This is a genomic window from Dermatophilus sp. B7861-1, assembly GCF_058996045.1.
The window spans coordinates 2,150,651-2,164,785 of the sequence record NZ_CM180082.1 but is presented as its reverse complement, the minus strand read 5'-3'; the positions used below and the strand labels follow the sequence as shown (position 1 = coordinate 2,164,785).

Genomic DNA, 14,135 nt, shown 5'->3' with positions numbered 1-14,135 from the left:
AGCGCGTTGCTGCACCACCACAATAACGTCACATCACGCCAGGAAAGAGAGCACTGTGACCACGCATACAGCGGGACCTCCCAAAGCTGTCACGCGACCCGGCGACAGGATCTTCGCAGGCCTAACTCTGGGCTCTGGTTGGGCGATCCTGGCGATCCTCGCTGGGGTGGCAACATTCTTGATCTGGCAAGCTTTGCCTGCCGTCACTGCTTCTCCTGAAGATGTGCGCGGAGGCCATGGACTCATCGCCTACATCGCGCCTCTCCTCTTCGGCACCATCGTTTCAGCGACCATCGCCGTCCTCATCGCAGTGCCCTTGTCAGTGGGAATCTCTCTCTTTATCTCTCACTATGCCCCCAGACGCCTCGCTGTTTTCCTGGGATATCTCATCGATCTACTCGCAGCTGTCCCCAGCCTTGTGTACGGCCTATGGGGCCTATCAGTTCTGGCCCCAGCTACCGTCCCGCTAGGCATGTGGCTCACCAAAAATTTCGGCTGGATACCTTTCTTTGCAGGAACTCCCAGCGCTACGGGGCGCACCATGTTCACCGTTGGGGTTGTTTTGGCGGTCATGATATTGCCGATCATGACCGCCACCATGCGGGAAATCTTTCTCCAAACCCCCCGACTGCATGAGGAGGCCGCGCTAGCTCTAGGGGCTACCCGCTGGGAAATGATCTGGATGGCTGTGTTCCCCTTCGGGCGTTCTGGCATGGTTTCGGCCACGATGCTCGGCCTGGGGCGGGCATTGGGCGAAACCATGGCCGTTGCCATGATCCTTTCTCCCAGCGTCGACTACACCGCTCGCATCCTTACCTCTTCGAATCCCGGCACCATCGCAGCGGACATCGCACTTAATTTCCCTGAAGTCAGTGGGTTGGATTCAAACACTCTCATTGCAGCTGGGCTTGCGCTTTTCGCTCTCACTTTGACTGTCAATACGGTGGCCCGTTGGGTTGTATCCCGCAAAAGCAAGTTCTCAGGAGCCAATTGATGTCCATCACAGCAGATAACGTCGGCACGCGCTCCAGCAGTAGAAATAGCCTCAGTGCAGGTCAGCTCAGGCCACTTGGGCGTTACGGCATTCTCGCTGCCGCCATCATGGTGGGAATACTCGCAGCCGTGTCACTGGGCTGGTTTGATCAGGGGGGTCTCAATGTCATGGAGATGTTTGGGCTGGTTACTCTCACCGGCCTGTGCTATATCACTGCGGTAGCGATCGTCTCTACCTGTATCGAGGGACGCCGGCAAGCTGTAGACCGCATTGCCACAGCGTGTGTCATTACATTCTTCCTACTGGCGCTTATCCCCTTGGTCTCCCTGCTTTGGACCGTGACTCAGCAAGGTCTGACTCGGCTGGATCCAGCCTTTTTTACTGAATCAATGCGTGGTGTTTTCGGCGGTGGTGGCGGTGCAGTGCATGCAGTGGTCGGAACCTTTATCATCACTGCTATTTCCACGGTTATTTCCGTACCTGTGGGGGTCCTTACGGCTATTTATCTTGTCGAATACGGAAATAACAACCGTCTGTCACGTGCATTAACGTTTTTCGTTGATGTCATGACCGGGATTCCCTCGATCGTTGCGGGACTTTTCGCCTATGCTCTTTTCGCCCTCTTGATGGGGCCAGGGGCTCGGGCTGGCATCATCGGTGCAGCTGCCTTGTGTATCCTCATGATTCCTATCGTGGTGCGCAATACCGAGGAAATGCTCAGAATTGTTCCCAGTGAGCTTCGTGAAGCCGCATATGCGCTGGGTGTACCTAAATGGTTGACTATCGTAAAAGTGGTTCTTCGAACTGCGATTGCAGGCATAGCTACAGGTGTCACTATCGCCATTGCTCGTATCATTGGCGAAACGGCACCTCTTCTTGTCACTATTGGAATTACAACTTCGGTTAACTGGAATCCATTTTCTGGCCGCATGGCGGTATTGCCAGTCTTCTCTTACTACCAGTACATGAATCCGGGTGTACCTCCGCAGCCTTATATTGATCGAGCGTGGACTGCGGCTCTTCTTCTTATGATTATCGTGATGGCCCTTAATTTGGTTGCTCGTTGGGTCTCTCACGTATTCGCCCCTAAGGCCCGCTGACGCGGACGAGTAAAAGGACTGATCGACGTGTCATATGCCATCGAGGTTTCTAACCTAAACATCTACTACTCAAAGTTCCTCGCTGTTCATGATGTCAATGTCAATATTGATGCTCGTGCAGTGACTGCTCTCATTGGCCCCTCGGGATGCGGTAAGTCAACCTTTTTGAGATCACTTAACCGAATGCATGAGGCCATTCCGGGTGCTTACTGTGAAGGTCAGGTTCTTGTCGATGGGGAGAATCTCTACGGCAAAGGAGTTGATCCGGTTTCTGTGCGACGCAAGGTTGGTATGGTTTTCCAGAAACCTACGCCGTTTCCTACAATGTCTATTTATGACAATGTGCTTGCTGGGTATCGACTGAATAATCGACGCCTATCTAAAGCGGACGCAGATGATTTGGTTGAGGAATCTTTGCGGGGTGCGAACTTGTGGACCGAGGTGAAGGATCGTCTGGGGCGTTCTGGTGCAGGACTTTCGGGTGGTCAACAGCAGCGTCTTTGTATTGCGCGAACTATTGCAGTTAAGCCGGACATTGTTCTGATGGATGAGCCTTGTTCTGCTTTGGATCCCATCTCCACTCTTGCTGTTGAAGACTTAATGCATGAGTTGAAGGAAAACTACACGATCGTTATCGTCACGCATAACATGCAGCAAGCTGCGCGTGTGAGTGACAAGACGGGGTTCTTTAATCTAGTTGGCGTTGGTCAGGGTGGTCATTTAGTGGAGTTTGATGACACACAGAAAGTCTTCAATAATCCAGCGCATAAAGAGACTGAAGATTATGTATCGGGGCGTTTCGGTTAAGTCGCTATCTGGGATAGGGGATGAATTCTTGAATCCCCATTCCTGAAAGCTGTTGAGTAATAGACAGAACCTGTTACCAAACCGCAGATGGTGCGTGCCGGACCGGGAGCGCCTCACGGCGCGTGGCCGCTCTTGGCGGCTGAAGTTGGGACCCGGGGCTGCCGCGGCCCGGCACATGGACAACGGTACAGAATGCGAGTGCGCATGTCGCCTCAGCTTCTGCGTCATTAGACACGAGTAGATGCGTTACCGCAGTTCAGGCTCGGTGCCGCCGGACGGCAACAATGTGGCGATCTGATGCATTTACTGCCAGGTGAATCGCGATTGCTTCACCTTTGTCCATTCCGTTGTGTGCTGCGTCAAGGAGCACATGGGCAGTGTCTTTATCGGGCGCATTGTGGGCAAGAGAGGTCAGGAGAGTCTCAACGAGGGGCCCGTGAGTGCATAGCGCTGCTCCTAGGCCTTTTTTACGTATCCAGTCGGTGAGTTTGTCCACGCAGCGGCGGGCTGCTTTGGGATGGGCAGCGAATCCTTCTTCAGTGAGCCGATCTGTTTGACGTATCGGCACTGTGAGTTTCTTTGAGGCCCAGTGGAATGTGGTGGCACAGCGTTCGCTGGATGAGCTGACCAGTCGGTGCACGTTATAGGCCTGCAGGAGTGGGGGCAGGGCTTTTGCTTGGGCGAGTCCGTCTTTGCTTAGCGGGCGCCGTTGGTCGTGCTTGCGCCATTGTTTTCGTGGTACCGCTAGCGCGTGGCGTACGAAGATCAGTGGTGCGGTGGCCAGAGTGTTCTCGTGGTGATGGCGTTGGAGTTCTAGGAGAGGGATCTGGTCGCGTTCGTAGGTGAGGGTGGTAAGTGCTTCGGGGATGGTTAGCCATGCCACTTGGTCGACTTCGTGGAGGAGTTTGCCTGTACCTCCGGTGATGGTTGCACTCCAGTAGTCGACGATTTTGGGTCTGGTGTTGACGGTGTACTGGGTTGTGGGGAGAGGAACGCCGAGCCGGATGTTGAGTCCGGTTTCTTCGTGGGTTTCGCGGATGGCAGCGATGGGGCTGCGTTCGCCTGGGTCGAGGTGTCCTTTGGGCCAGCTCCAGTCGTTGTGGTGGGGGCGGTGGACGAGAGCGACTTCGATACCGTTTGGGCTTTTGCGCCAGGGGATGGTGCCTGCGGCGCGGATGGTGGTGTTTTTGCTCATCGTGTGCGTGCTCGTTTGCGGCGGGCGCTGTGTTCTTCGATGAGGCGTGCTTGCATGTCGACTAGAGGGGTGCCTTCGGGGGAGTTGTAGTGGCGGGTCCAGCGTCCGTCGCCGCCGAGGTGATAGCTGGCTGTTTCGTCGCTCATGCCGAGTTCGACGAGTGCTGATGTTTGTTCGATGTGTCGGGGGTCAGATAGGCGTACTAGTGCTTCGACTCGTCGGTCGAGGTTGCGGTGCATCATGTCGGAGCTGCCGATGAAGGCGATGCGTTCGTCGCGGGGGCCGAAGAGGAATACGCGGGAGTGTTCGAGGAATCTACCGATGATGGAGCGGACGCGGATGTTTTCGCTCATGCCTTCGACGCCGGGTCTTAGGGAGCAGATGCCGCGTACGAGGACGTCAACGTTGACTCCTGCTTGGCTTGCGCGGTAGAGCTCGTCGATGACGGCTTCGTCGACGATGGAGTTCACTTTGATGCCGACGTAGGCGGGCAGGCCGTTTTCGGCTCGTTCGATTTGGGTGCCGATGTGGTCTAGCAGGCCGGTTCGTACGGTGCGGGGGGCGACGAGGAGTCGTTCGTAGGTAGTGGCGGGGGCCCACCCGGAGAGTTGGTTGAAGAGTTTGGTCATGTCATCGGCGATGACCGGGTCTTTGGTGAAGAGGCCGTAGTCCTCGTAGAGGCGGGCGGTTTTGGGGTGGTAGTTGCCGGTGCCGATGTGGCAGTACCGAACGAGGCCTGATTGTTCGCGGCGGACTACTTGGGAGAGTTTGCAGTGTGTTTTGAGACCGACGACGCCGTAGACGACGTGGACTCCTGCGTGTTCGAGTTTGCGGGCCCAGTCGATGTTGTTTTGTTCGTCGAAGCGGGCTTTGATCTCGACGACTGCTAGGACTTGTTTGCCGTCGTCGGCGGCATCGATGAGGGCGTCGATGATGGGTGAGTCGCCGCTGGTTCGGTAGAGGGTTTGGCGGATGGCTAGGACGTTGGGGTCGGCTGCAGCCTGTTCGATGAAGGCTTGTACTGAGGTGGAGAAGGAGTCATAGGGGTGTTGGACGAGGACGTCTTTGGCGCGGATGGCCGTGAACATGTTTGCGGCTTTGCTGGATTCGACGCGGGCGAGGTCGGGGTGACTGCGGGGGACGAATCCGGGGTATTTGAGTTCGGTGCGTTCCAGGTCGGCGATGGCGCGTAGACCGCGTAGGTCTAGGGGGGCGGGGAGGCGTAGCACTTCTTTGGGGTGGATGTGCATTTCGCGGGTGAGTAGAGCCATGACGTGTTCGCTGATGCCGTCTTCGACTTCGAGTCTTACGGGTGGTCCGAAGCGTCGGCGGGTGAGTTCTTTTTCGAGGGCGGTGAGGAGGTTTTCGGCGTCGTCTTCCTCGACTTCGAGATCTTCGTTGCGGGTGACGCGGAAGGTGAAGTGTTCGCGGACGTCCATGCCGGGGAAGAGGCGGTCAAGGTGGACGGCGATGATTTCTTCGATGGGGACGAAGCGGGCGCTGTGGGGGGTGTTGTCTTCGTCGTCGAGGGGGACGAGTCGGGGTAGGAGGGAGGGGATTTTGAGGCGGGCGAAGTGTTCGTTTCCTGTTTCGGTGTTGACGAGTACGACGGCCATGTTGAGGGAGAGGCCGGAGATGTAGGGGAAGGGGTGGGAGGGGTCGACGGCCAGTGGGGTTAGGACGGGGAAGACAGTGGCGTCGAACCATTGGGTTAGGTGTGCGCGTTCGTCGATGGCGAGGTCGGCCCAGTGGGCCATGGTGATGCCTTCGTTGGCCAGGGCGGGTTGGATTTCGTCGATGTAGAGGTGGGCGTGGCGTTGTTGTAGTTCAGAGCTGACGGTGTGGATGCGGTCCAGGAGTTCGCGGGGTTCGAGGCCGGAGGCGGAGCGCACTGCTAGTCCGGTGGCGATGCGGCGTTTAAGTCCGGCGACGCGGACCATGAAGAACTCGTCGAGGTTGCTGGCGAAGATGGATAGGAAGTTGACGCGTTCTAGCAGAGGCACGGTGGTGTCTTCGGCCATTTGCATGACGCGTTCGTTGAAGGCGAGCCAGCTGATTTCGCGGTCGAGGAAGCGGTCGGTGGGGAATTCTTCTTCGGTGGTGTTGTGCTGGGGGAGGGGGGTGAATCGGGGTTCGGGGGCACGTCGGGGGGTGACGGATGTGGGGACGGTTGTGGCTTCGTTGGTGGGGGCCGGGGAGCTGGTGTCGTTGCTCATGGTGTGTGCTTTCTGGCCGGTGGGGGTGTGCGCGTATTGGACGTCGTGTGCGGTGCGGTGGAATCCGGCGTGTTGGTAGGTGGCGATGGCTGGAGTGTTGTCGCCTTCGACGTAGAGGTCGATGGTGGTGGCGCCGGTGGTGCTTAGGTGGGCCAGCCCTAGGGCGGTGGCGGCGGTGCCTAGTCCGTGTCCTTGGTGGTCTGGGTGGACGCCGACGACGTAGATTTCGCCGGGTTCGTTGGTGTGGGGGTGTTTGGTCCAGTGGAAGGCAGCGAGGGGGCCTTCGGTGGTCGGTGTGTTGCTGGGGGCGTGGATGAGGAAGAAGCCGTTGGGGTCGAACCAGGGTTCGGCGAAGCGGGCGTGGAGGTCTTCGCGGGTGATGCGGCCTTGTTCTGGGTGGGTGGCGAATGCTGCGGCGTTGACGTTGAGCCAGTCGGTGGTGTCGTGGTCGGTGTTGGGGTTGAAGGTGCGCCAGGTGTAGCCGTCAGGCAGGGTGATGTCGTGGGGGTCGGTGGGGGTGATGCCTTCGACTGGGCGGCTCATTTTCCACAGTTCGCGAACGGTGGTGAGGTGTGTTTTGTGGGCGAGGTGTTGGGCTGCGGGCAGGTGTCCGTGTGCCCAGAAGTGTGTGGTGGGGTGGGTGGTGAGGATGGTGGTGATGAGGTGGGTGCCGTGTCCGTGGCTGCGGGCGGTGGGGGCTACGGCGATTTCGGCGCTGGGTGCGTCGGTGAGGTTGTCGATGTGGGCGGCGGCGATGATGGGGCTGGTGGGGTCTTCTGGGTTGTGGCGTAGGAGGATGAAGGCGTGGTTGCCTTCGGTGGTGGAGGCTGCGTGGAGCATGGTGGCTTCGGAGAAAGCTTCGACGCCGTCGGCGTCTGTGACGGCCTGAGCTAGCGCGCGGAACTCGGTGAGCTCGGGCTCGGTCAGGACGCGTTGTGCATTCATGGTTCCATCTTGGCGCATTGCTGCGTCGAGTTGGGGGTGGGCGTGTATGTGATTGTTGGTGGGGTTAGGGGTGGGGGTCTCCGGGTGGGTTGAATCGGTAGCCGACGTTGCGGACGGTGGCGATGAGTTCTTCGTGTTCGTGGCCGAGTTTTGCGCGTAGGCGTCGGATGTGTACGTCGACGGTGCGGGTGCCGCCGAAGTAGTCGTATCCCCAGACTTCTTGGAGGAGTTGGGCTCTGGTGAAGGCTCGTCCGGGGTGGTTGGCGAGGTGTTTGAGGAGTTCGAATTCTTTGTAGGTGAGGTCGAGTAGGTCTCCGGCCAGTCGAGCGGTGTAGGCGGATTCGTCGATGGTGAGTTGGCCGGAGGTGATGCGGTCGTTGTCTGTGGTGGGGGCGGGTGGGCGGCGGCTGGTGGCTAGGCGTATGCGGGCGTCTATTTCGGCTGGTCCGGCGTTGGTGAGGAGGATGTCGTCGATGCCCCAGTCGGCGTTGATGGTGATGAGTCCGCCTTCGGTAACGATGGCGAGGATGGGGATGTCGGGTAGGGCTAGGGAGATGTGTCGGCAGTGGGCTTTGGCGCGTGCGAGGTCGTGGCGTGCGTCGATGAGCAGGATGTCGAATCCGGTGCTGGGGGTGGGGGTGTGGGTGTCGATGGGCATGTGGGCGACGTCGTGGGGGAGGAGGCCGAGGGCGGGTAGGACGTCGAGGTGCCGTGAGGGCATTGACGTCATCAGGAGGAGCCGGGCCATGCGTCTGAGAATACGATTGGTGGGAGGGCCGCTGTTGTTCGGCGGTCTATTTTTGGGTTGTTTGAGGTTGTTGTGTGTGGCTGTGGGCAGGTTGCTTGTGGCTGTGTGAGGAGGGGTTGATTGTGGCTGGTGTTGTGACGGTGCGGTATTGGGCTGCGGCTGCGGCTGCGGCGGGGTGTGACAGCGAGGTTGTTTCGGCGGGCACGGTGGGTGAGGTGTTGGATGCGGTGATGGTGGTGCATCCGGAGCTGGAGAAGGTGGTGGGTGTGTGTACGTGTTTGGTGGATGGTGTTAGGGGTGATCGTGGCCGGGTTGTGGGGGATGGTTCGGTGGTTGAGCTGCTTCCTCCGTTTGCGGGAGGGTGATTTGGGGGAACAGGTATGGGGTGAACTGGCTAGGGTGGTTGTGTGAGTGAGAGTCCCGATCTCGTGACATGGGCTGTGTGGCCTGCATCTATGGCGTGTTTTGCGGTGACGGTGGCGGCGGGTGTGGGGATTGCCACTGGTGTGCCGGCGTTGATGACGTTGGGTGTGGGGGTGCCGATGTTGATGATGGCTAATGGGTGGGTTCGGTTGTTGCAGTTGCCGAGTCCGCGTGGGACGACGGGGATTTTGGTTGCTGCTGCGGTGATTTTGGTGGCTGGTGGGTGGGTGACGCACCGGACGCATGTGAGCATGTTGGTGGCAGCGATTGCTGTGGTGTTGGTGTTGGAGTTTGTGCATCAGTTGGGGCGGCGGGATCGACGGCCGCGGTTGGTGGAGTCGGTGTCGTCGGCGGTTTTTGGGATCACGGTGGTTGCTTCGGGGTCGTGTTTTTTGATTTTGGAGGGGCCGGTGGGGCATGCGGCGTCTTTGGGTGTGGTTGCGGCGACGTTGGTGGGGGTAGCTGCTGACGGATTGCCTGGTGGTTTGGTGAGTCGTGGTCGTGCTTGGGTGCCGGCGGTGGTTGCGTCGGTGTTGGGTGCGGTTGTTGGCGCTTTGGTGTGGCTGTGGGTGGGGCCGCAGGGGGTTGGTAGTGATGTGTGGGTGGCGGGTTTGGCTGGTGGTTTGGCTGGTTTGGGGTCTTTTACGTTGAGGTTGGCGTTGTGTGGTCTTCCGACGATTGCGGGTTTTCGGGCTCGGTGGGCTGCGGGTGCGGCGAGTTTGTTGGTGACGGGTGTGGTTGCGTATGGGCAGGCGTGGGTGGTGTTGGGGTCGTTGGTGCCGTTGTTGAGTGGGTGATGAGTGGGGTGTTGGGTGGTTGGAGGTGCGCAAGGTGCCGTGTATCGGGGAGGATGGCGGCATGGTTTTTGAGCTAGATGTGACTTTGAACCCTGAGGTTGCCCCGCTGGCGTGGTTGGTTGGCTCGTGGCGTGGTTTGGGAGTGGTGGGTTATCCCGGTATGGAGTCGTGCAACATGGTGCAGGAGGTGGAGATTACTCATGATGGGCGTCCATTCCTGACGATGAATTCTCGTTCGTGGGAGTTGGATGAGGAGGGTAAGCAGGTTCGTCCTTTGGCCACGGAGACTGGGTATTGGCGTGTGGTGGGCGATGGTGAGATTGAGCTGTTGTTGGCGCATCCGACAGGCATTGTGGAGATGTTTGTTGGGAAGAAGGAGAAGGAGCGCCCGGTCATCGAGATGGCTACGGATGGTGTGATGCGTTCTCCTGCTGCGCGGGAGTACAACTCGGCTAAGCGCATGTATGGGTTGGTGGATTCGAAGTTGATGTGGGTGTTGGAGATGGCTGCTGATGGTCATCCGATGACGTCGCACATGTCTGCGCAGCTTGAGCGGGTTGCGTGAGGGGCGAGGTTCCTCCCGCCTCGCCACTGTTGGCGCGCCCGAAGGCAGTGGCTGGGGTGGGTGTGGATGCCGGGATTGCTGTGCATTACGGGGATCCGTTGCGTGAGTCGCGTTTGTTGGAGCAGGGCGTGGCGGTTGCGGATTTGTCGAATCGTGGTGTGGTGACGGTTTCGGGTCCGGATCGGTTGAGTTGGTTGAACTCGCTCACTACGCAGTCGTTGTTGGGGTTGGCGCCGCGGCATTCGATGAGCACGCTTGTGTTGGATCCGCAGGGGCGGATTGAGCATGACTTGCATGTTGTCGATGACGGTCAGACACTGTGGATGACGGTTGAGCCGGGGACGTCTGGTGCGGTTGTTGCGTGGCTGGATTCGATGAGGTTCATGCTGCGTGTTGAGGTTGCTGATGTCTCTGATCGGTTCGCGGTGGTGGGTGAGCCGGTTGCGCGTGAGTCGGTTGAGGGTGAGTTGCTTGCCTGGGTGGATGCGTGGCCGGGGCCGGTTGGTGACACTGCTTGTTATGGGCCGGATGCGCCGGTGTCGCGGCCGGTTCGTGGGCGTGCGGCGTTGCAGCGGCGGTTGGCCTCTGGGGATGCTGCTGGGCAGGTTGTGCCTGAGGAGGGAGGGCAGGTTGTTCCAGGGTTTGAGCATCCGGGGCGTGAGCGTGCGTGGCGTGAGGTGATTGTGCCGCGGGAGGGGGTTGAAGGATTTGTTGGTGACCGGCCGTTAGCGGGTATGGCTGCGGTTGAGGCGCAGCGGATTCAGGCGTGGCGTCCTCGGTGTGGCTATGAAACTGACGGTCGGGCTATCCCTCATGAGTTGGATTGGCTTCGGGTGGCGGTGCATCTGCGTAAGGGGTGTTATCGCGGTCAGGAGACGGTGGCGCGGGTTCATAATTTGGGTCGTCCGCCGCGCCGGTTGTTTTTCGCTCATCTGGATGGTTCGGGGCATACGTTGCCTGAACCTGGTGCTGAGTTGACGTTGGATGGGCGTGTGGTGGGGCGGTTGTCGTCGGTGGCGATGCATCACGTGGATGGCCCGGTAGGTCTTGGGTTGGTGCGTAGGAACACTCCTGTTGATGCAGTGTTGTTGGCCGGTGATGTGACGGTTGCGCAGACCGTGATTGTGCAGCCGTGATGTTTTTGGTTTGTGGTGAGGGGTTGTTATGAGAGCAGTTGTGCAGCGGGCTACGCGTGGTGCGGTGCGGGTTGCTGGCGAGGTGGTTGGGCAGATCACGAGGCCGGGGTTGGTTGTCCTTGTTGCTGCGCATGTGAATGACACGGCGGCTGAGGTTGATCTGATGGCGCGCAAGATTGCTCAGTTGCGGCTGTCTCGTGATGAGACGTCTGTGAGTGATGATGGCGCGCCGGTTTTGTTGGTCAGTCAGTTCACTTTGTATGGAAGTACGCGTAAGGGGCGGCGTCCATCGTGGAGTGAATCGGCGCGTGGTGATGTGGCTGAGCCGTTGTTTGATGCGTTGGTTGAGGCTTTGCGGGCGCAGGGCGTGGAGGTTCAGACGGGGCGCTTTGGTGCTGATATGGAGGTGGAGTTGGTTAATGATGGGCCGTTTACGGTGATTGTTGATGTGTGACGTATAGGTGTTGGTTGGTGTGTTCTGGGTGGATGCGTACGTGAACACGGATCCACACGCTGCGGTTGGCAACCTGGGGCACGTACGCTGGTGTGCATGTTGGCGACCTTGATGACGTTGCAGAGCTTCGCGCTTTTGGCGTTGGGGGTGATTGCTTTTGGTGCGTCATTGTGGGCGTTGGTGGATTCTGCTTTGCATCCGGCTGGTTCGTATCAGGCGGCTGAAAAGCTTACGAAGCCTGTGTGGGTTGGGATTAATGCCGTGGCTGCGCTTATCACTTTTGTTGGTGTGACGAATGTGGCGGGGTTGGGGGCTTTTTCTTTGATTGCGATTGTTGCGGTGGGGGTGTATTTCGCTGATGCCCGCCCTGCTTTGCGTCAATACACGCCCATGATTAAACGTCGTAAAGGCTCTTCTGGTGGTTTTGGTCCGCACGGAAGTTGGTGAGTGTTTTTAACGCTCTGATCCTCTAGGGCGCTACAGCGTCCCAACGGATAGTTACTTCTCCTAGGCGCCAGCGTCGTGGTCCATGCAGTAGGGGCCAGCCGCGGTCACGTAGGTCTGCGCAGGCTGCGATGAACCATTGTCGTTGACCGAAGGTTGCGTGGTGGCTGTTGCGGGCCCATACGTCATCCCAGTCGGTGAGGAATGCGTTGATGCGTGTTCCGGGGATGTTGTGGTGGATGAGTGCTTTGGGTAGGCGTTCGGCGATGTCAGAGGGGCGTTGCCAGGCGCCGTGTTTGATGGAGATGGTTAGGTGGATGGGGCCGGAGCGGTTCAGGGTGATCCAGGTGGTGCGGCGGCCTAGTTCGTTGCAGGTTCCGTCGATGGCGATGCCCTCGGGGGTTAGTCGTGAGCACAGTGTTTTCCATGCTTGGGGTACGTCTTTTTCGTCGTATTGACGTAGAACGTTGAATGCGCGGATGACGGTGGCTTGGGCGTTGTTGGGTAGGGGTGTTTCGAATCCGCCGAGCGCAAAGTCGATGGCGATGGGTTCAGGGTGTCTGGTTTTTTTCCGCTCCTGCATGACTGTGTTTGCGTGGTGTACGCGTTGTGGATCGATTTCGAGTCCGCGGATGCGTAGGTTTGCGGTGTGGGGAGGGCGGGCGATGTCGGGGTGGGAGGCTAGATGGTTGGCCATGTCGAGGGTGGTGATGGGGGAGGCGCCGTAGCCGAGGTCGACGATCCAAATGGGGTTGTTACGGCGGGTGAGCAGGTTTGCGTACATGGAAGCGAGCCACCTGTCGCAGCGGCGCAGGCGGTTGGGGTTGGTGGTTCCACGAGTGATTTCACCCATCGGTTTTGTTGCGCCCACTGCCGAACCATATCTGGAGGTGATGGGTCGGTGCGTGCTGGGCTAGGTGCTTGTGTAGTGCGCGGTTGGGGTTAAGGGGGGTGGTGGCGGCAGTATGACCAGCGAAACGTCACATGTGAGAAGGGGAGGCCGTCGTGGCCGGTTCGGTCGATGTGCAGGCACCTGTCCGTCGGGTAGCGATGCTGTCGTTTCATACGTCGCCGTTGGATCAGCCTGGTACAGGGGACGCTGGTGGGATGAATGTGTATGTGGTGGAGGTTGCGCGGCATTTGGCTGCGATGGGGGTGGAGGTTGTTATTTTTACGCGCAAGACGTCGGCGTCGTTGCCTGATGAGGTGCAGTTGTGTCCGGGGGTGGTGGTGCGGCACGTGCTTGCGGGGCCGTATGAGGGGTTGGATAAGAATTTGCTGCCGTCGCAGTTGTGTGCGTTCGCTGCGGGGGTGATGCGTGAGGTTGCTGGGCGTCCTGAGGGGCATTACGACGTGGTGCATTCGCATTACTGGTTGTCGGGTCAGGTGGGGTGGCTGGCGGCGCAGCGGTGGAACGTGCCGTTGGTGCACACGATGCACACGATGGCGAAGGTGAAGAATGCGTTGTTGGCGCCTGGGGATGCTGCCGAGCCGCTGGTTCGTGAGATTGGTGAAGAGCAGGTGGTCTCGATTGCTGATCGGTTGGTGGCTAATACAGCGCGAGAGCGGGATGAGTTGGTCTCGTTTTATGGGGCGTCGGCTGATGTGGTGGAGGTGGTGCCCCCGGGAGTTGATTTAGAGACCTTTACGCCAGGTGATCCTCAGGCTGCGCGTGCGGTGACCGGGCTGCCTGAGGATGCGCTTGTGGTGTGTTTTGTGGGGAGGATTCAGCCGTTGAAGGCACCGGATTTGCTGGTGGATGTGGTGGCTGATGTGGCCTCTCGGCGGCCGGATTTGGGTCAGCGGTTGAGGCTGGTGGTGATTGGGGGGCCGTCGGGTACGGGGTTGGAGCGTCCGAGGCTTGTGTTGGATCGGGCGGCTGAATTGGGTGTGGGGCATATGTTGCTGACCTCGCCGCCGGTGGAGCGGGAGGTGTTGGCGCAGTGGTATCGCAGTGCGGACATTGTGGGTGTTCCTTCTCACAACGAGTCGTTTGGGTTGGTGGCGATTGAGGCGCAGGCGTGTGGTGTGCCGGTGGTGGCTGCGGCGGTGGGTGGGCTGCCGACGGCTGTGAAGGGGGGTGTTTTGGTGCCGACCCATGATGTGGGGGAGTGGTCGTTGGTGTTCGAACGTCTTCTCGATGATGCGGATCGACGTGCGCAGATGGGGCGGGTTGGGTATGAGCATGCGCAGTCTTTTGGATGGGCTGCGACGGCGAAGCGGGTGTTGGAGGTGTATGCCGATGCGGTGGCGCATCGGCGGGGGGAGTGAGCTTGTGGTTTGGTGATGCGATTGCTGGGTTGTTGTGCTG

Annotated in this window: 14 protein-coding genes and 1 pseudogene; 10 read left to right on the top strand and 5 right to left on the bottom strand. The window is 59.2% G+C overall.

The annotated features are described in order from the left end of the window. Positions 1–55: 55 nt before the first annotated feature. From pstC to pstB, 3 genes are read left to right on the top strand one after another with little or no spacing between them, the layout of a single operon-like run. On the top strand, positions 56–994 hold the full coding sequence (gene pstC / locus AC2T9U_RS09560; RefSeq protein ID WP_208302942.1) for a phosphate ABC transporter permease subunit PstC: 939 nt from the start codon (positions 56–58) through the stop codon (positions 992–994). Further along, complete coding sequence (gene pstA / locus AC2T9U_RS09555) at positions 994–2,094, top strand: phosphate ABC transporter permease PstA (protein ID WP_493695927.1); 1,101 nt, start codon at positions 994–996, stop codon at positions 2,092–2,094. The genes pstC and pstA overlap by 1 nt, the downstream gene beginning before the upstream one ends. A 27-nt stretch (positions 2,095–2,121) precedes the next feature. Beyond that, positions 2,122–2,901: a phosphate ABC transporter ATP-binding protein PstB gene (pstB, locus tag AC2T9U_RS09550; RefSeq protein WP_028327163.1), complete on the top strand. Its 780-nt coding sequence runs from the start codon at positions 2,122–2,124 to the stop codon at positions 2,899–2,901. Between the two features lie 256 nt (positions 2,902–3,157). On the opposite strand, the gene AC2T9U_RS09545 is transcribed toward pstB, so the two are convergent. From AC2T9U_RS09545 to AC2T9U_RS09530, 4 genes and pseudogenes are all read right to left on the bottom strand, one after another. Continuing rightward, a complete protein-coding gene (locus AC2T9U_RS09545; RefSeq protein ID WP_493695926.1) occupies positions 3,158–4,096 on the bottom strand; it encodes an NUDIX hydrolase in 939 nt (312 codons plus the stop codon). Further along, positions 4,093–6,312, bottom strand: coding sequence for an RNA degradosome polyphosphate kinase (locus AC2T9U_RS09540; protein WP_424948925.1), 2,220 nt, complete (start codon positions 6,310–6,312; stop codon positions 4,093–4,095). Before AC2T9U_RS09540 ends, AC2T9U_RS09545 begins: the two co-directional genes overlap by 4 nt. A 93-nt stretch (positions 6,313–6,405) precedes the next feature. After that, positions 6,406–7,257: pseudogene (gene mshD / locus AC2T9U_RS09535) on the bottom strand (mycothiol synthase); the annotation flags it as partial. Between the two features lie 64 nt (positions 7,258–7,321). Then, positions 7,322–8,005 (bottom strand): winged helix-turn-helix domain-containing protein, encoded by a 684-nt coding sequence (locus tag AC2T9U_RS09530; RefSeq protein ID WP_208302946.1) that lies wholly within the window; start codon positions 8,003–8,005, stop codon positions 7,322–7,324. A gap of 122 nt (positions 8,006–8,127) precedes the next feature. Here AC2T9U_RS09530 and AC2T9U_RS09525 point away from each other — a divergent pair, with 122 nt between their 5' ends. From AC2T9U_RS09525 to AC2T9U_RS09500, 6 genes are all read left to right on the top strand, one after another. Beyond that, positions 8,128–8,370 (top strand): MoaD/ThiS family protein, encoded by a 243-nt coding sequence (locus tag AC2T9U_RS09525; RefSeq protein WP_493695925.1) that lies wholly within the window; start codon positions 8,128–8,130, stop codon positions 8,368–8,370. A gap of 42 nt (positions 8,371–8,412) precedes the next feature. Further along, positions 8,413–9,225: a hypothetical protein gene (locus tag AC2T9U_RS09520; protein WP_493695924.1), complete on the top strand. Its 813-nt coding sequence runs from the start codon at positions 8,413–8,415 to the stop codon at positions 9,223–9,225. A gap of 61 nt (positions 9,226–9,286) precedes the next feature. Further along, positions 9,287–9,790: a heme-binding beta-barrel domain-containing protein gene (locus AC2T9U_RS09515; RefSeq protein ID WP_028327156.1), complete on the top strand. Its 504-nt coding sequence runs from the start codon at positions 9,287–9,289 to the stop codon at positions 9,788–9,790. Beyond that, on the top strand, positions 9,787–10,926 hold the full coding sequence (gene ygfZ / locus AC2T9U_RS09510) for a CAF17-like 4Fe-4S cluster assembly/insertion protein YgfZ (RefSeq protein ID WP_115029270.1): 1,140 nt from the start codon (positions 9,787–9,789) through the stop codon (positions 10,924–10,926). Before AC2T9U_RS09515 ends, ygfZ begins: the two co-directional genes overlap by 4 nt. 28 nt (positions 10,927–10,954) lie before the next feature. Continuing rightward, positions 10,955–11,380 carry a D-aminoacyl-tRNA deacylase gene (dtd, locus tag AC2T9U_RS09505; RefSeq protein ID WP_115029272.1) on the top strand — a complete coding sequence of 142 codons (426 nt, stop codon included), beginning with the start codon at positions 10,955–10,957 and terminating at the stop codon, positions 11,378–11,380. Positions 11,381–11,476: 96 nt separating this feature from the next. After that, positions 11,477–11,827, top strand: a complete 351-nt coding sequence (locus AC2T9U_RS09500) for a DUF2516 family protein (RefSeq protein ID WP_493695923.1) — start codon at positions 11,477–11,479, stop codon at positions 11,825–11,827. 22 nt (positions 11,828–11,849) lie between these two features. Here AC2T9U_RS09500 and AC2T9U_RS09495 read toward each other — a convergent pair whose 3' ends face one another. Continuing rightward, positions 11,850–12,695 carry a class I SAM-dependent methyltransferase gene (locus tag AC2T9U_RS09495; RefSeq protein WP_493695922.1) on the bottom strand — a complete coding sequence of 282 codons (846 nt, stop codon included), beginning with the start codon at positions 12,693–12,695 and terminating at the stop codon, positions 11,850–11,852. A 134-nt stretch (positions 12,696–12,829) separates the two neighbouring features. On the opposite strand from AC2T9U_RS09495, the gene mshA reads away from it, so the two are divergent. Then, complete coding sequence (gene mshA / locus AC2T9U_RS09490) at positions 12,830–14,095, top strand: D-inositol-3-phosphate glycosyltransferase (protein WP_493695921.1); 1,266 nt, start codon at positions 12,830–12,832, stop codon at positions 14,093–14,095. Positions 14,096–14,135 lie beyond the last annotated feature (40 nt).

Excerpts from the sequence above, each read along its gene's own strand:
- AC2T9U_RS09540 (WP_424948925.1), bottom strand. The coding sequence starts at position 6,312 with ATGAGCAACGACACCAGCTCCCCGGCCCCCACCAACGAAGCCACAACC.
- AC2T9U_RS09500 (WP_493695923.1), top strand. The coding sequence starts at position 11,477 with ATGTTGGCGACCTTGATGACGTTGCAGAGCTTCGCGCTTTTGGCGTTG.
- AC2T9U_RS09545 (WP_493695926.1), bottom strand. The coding sequence starts at position 4,096 with ATGAGCAAAAACACCACCATCCGCGCCGCAGGCACCATCCCCTGGCGC.
- pstA (WP_493695927.1), top strand. The coding sequence starts at position 994 with ATGTCCATCACAGCAGATAACGTCGGCACGCGCTCCAGCAGTAGAAAT.
- AC2T9U_RS09515 (WP_028327156.1), top strand. The coding sequence starts at position 9,287 with ATGGTTTTTGAGCTAGATGTGACTTTGAACCCTGAGGTTGCCCCGCTG.
- AC2T9U_RS09530 (WP_208302946.1), bottom strand. The coding sequence starts at position 8,005 with ATGGCCCGGCTCCTCCTGATGACGTCAATGCCCTCACGGCACCTCGAC.
- dtd (WP_115029272.1), top strand. The coding sequence starts at position 10,955 with ATGAGAGCAGTTGTGCAGCGGGCTACGCGTGGTGCGGTGCGGGTTGCT.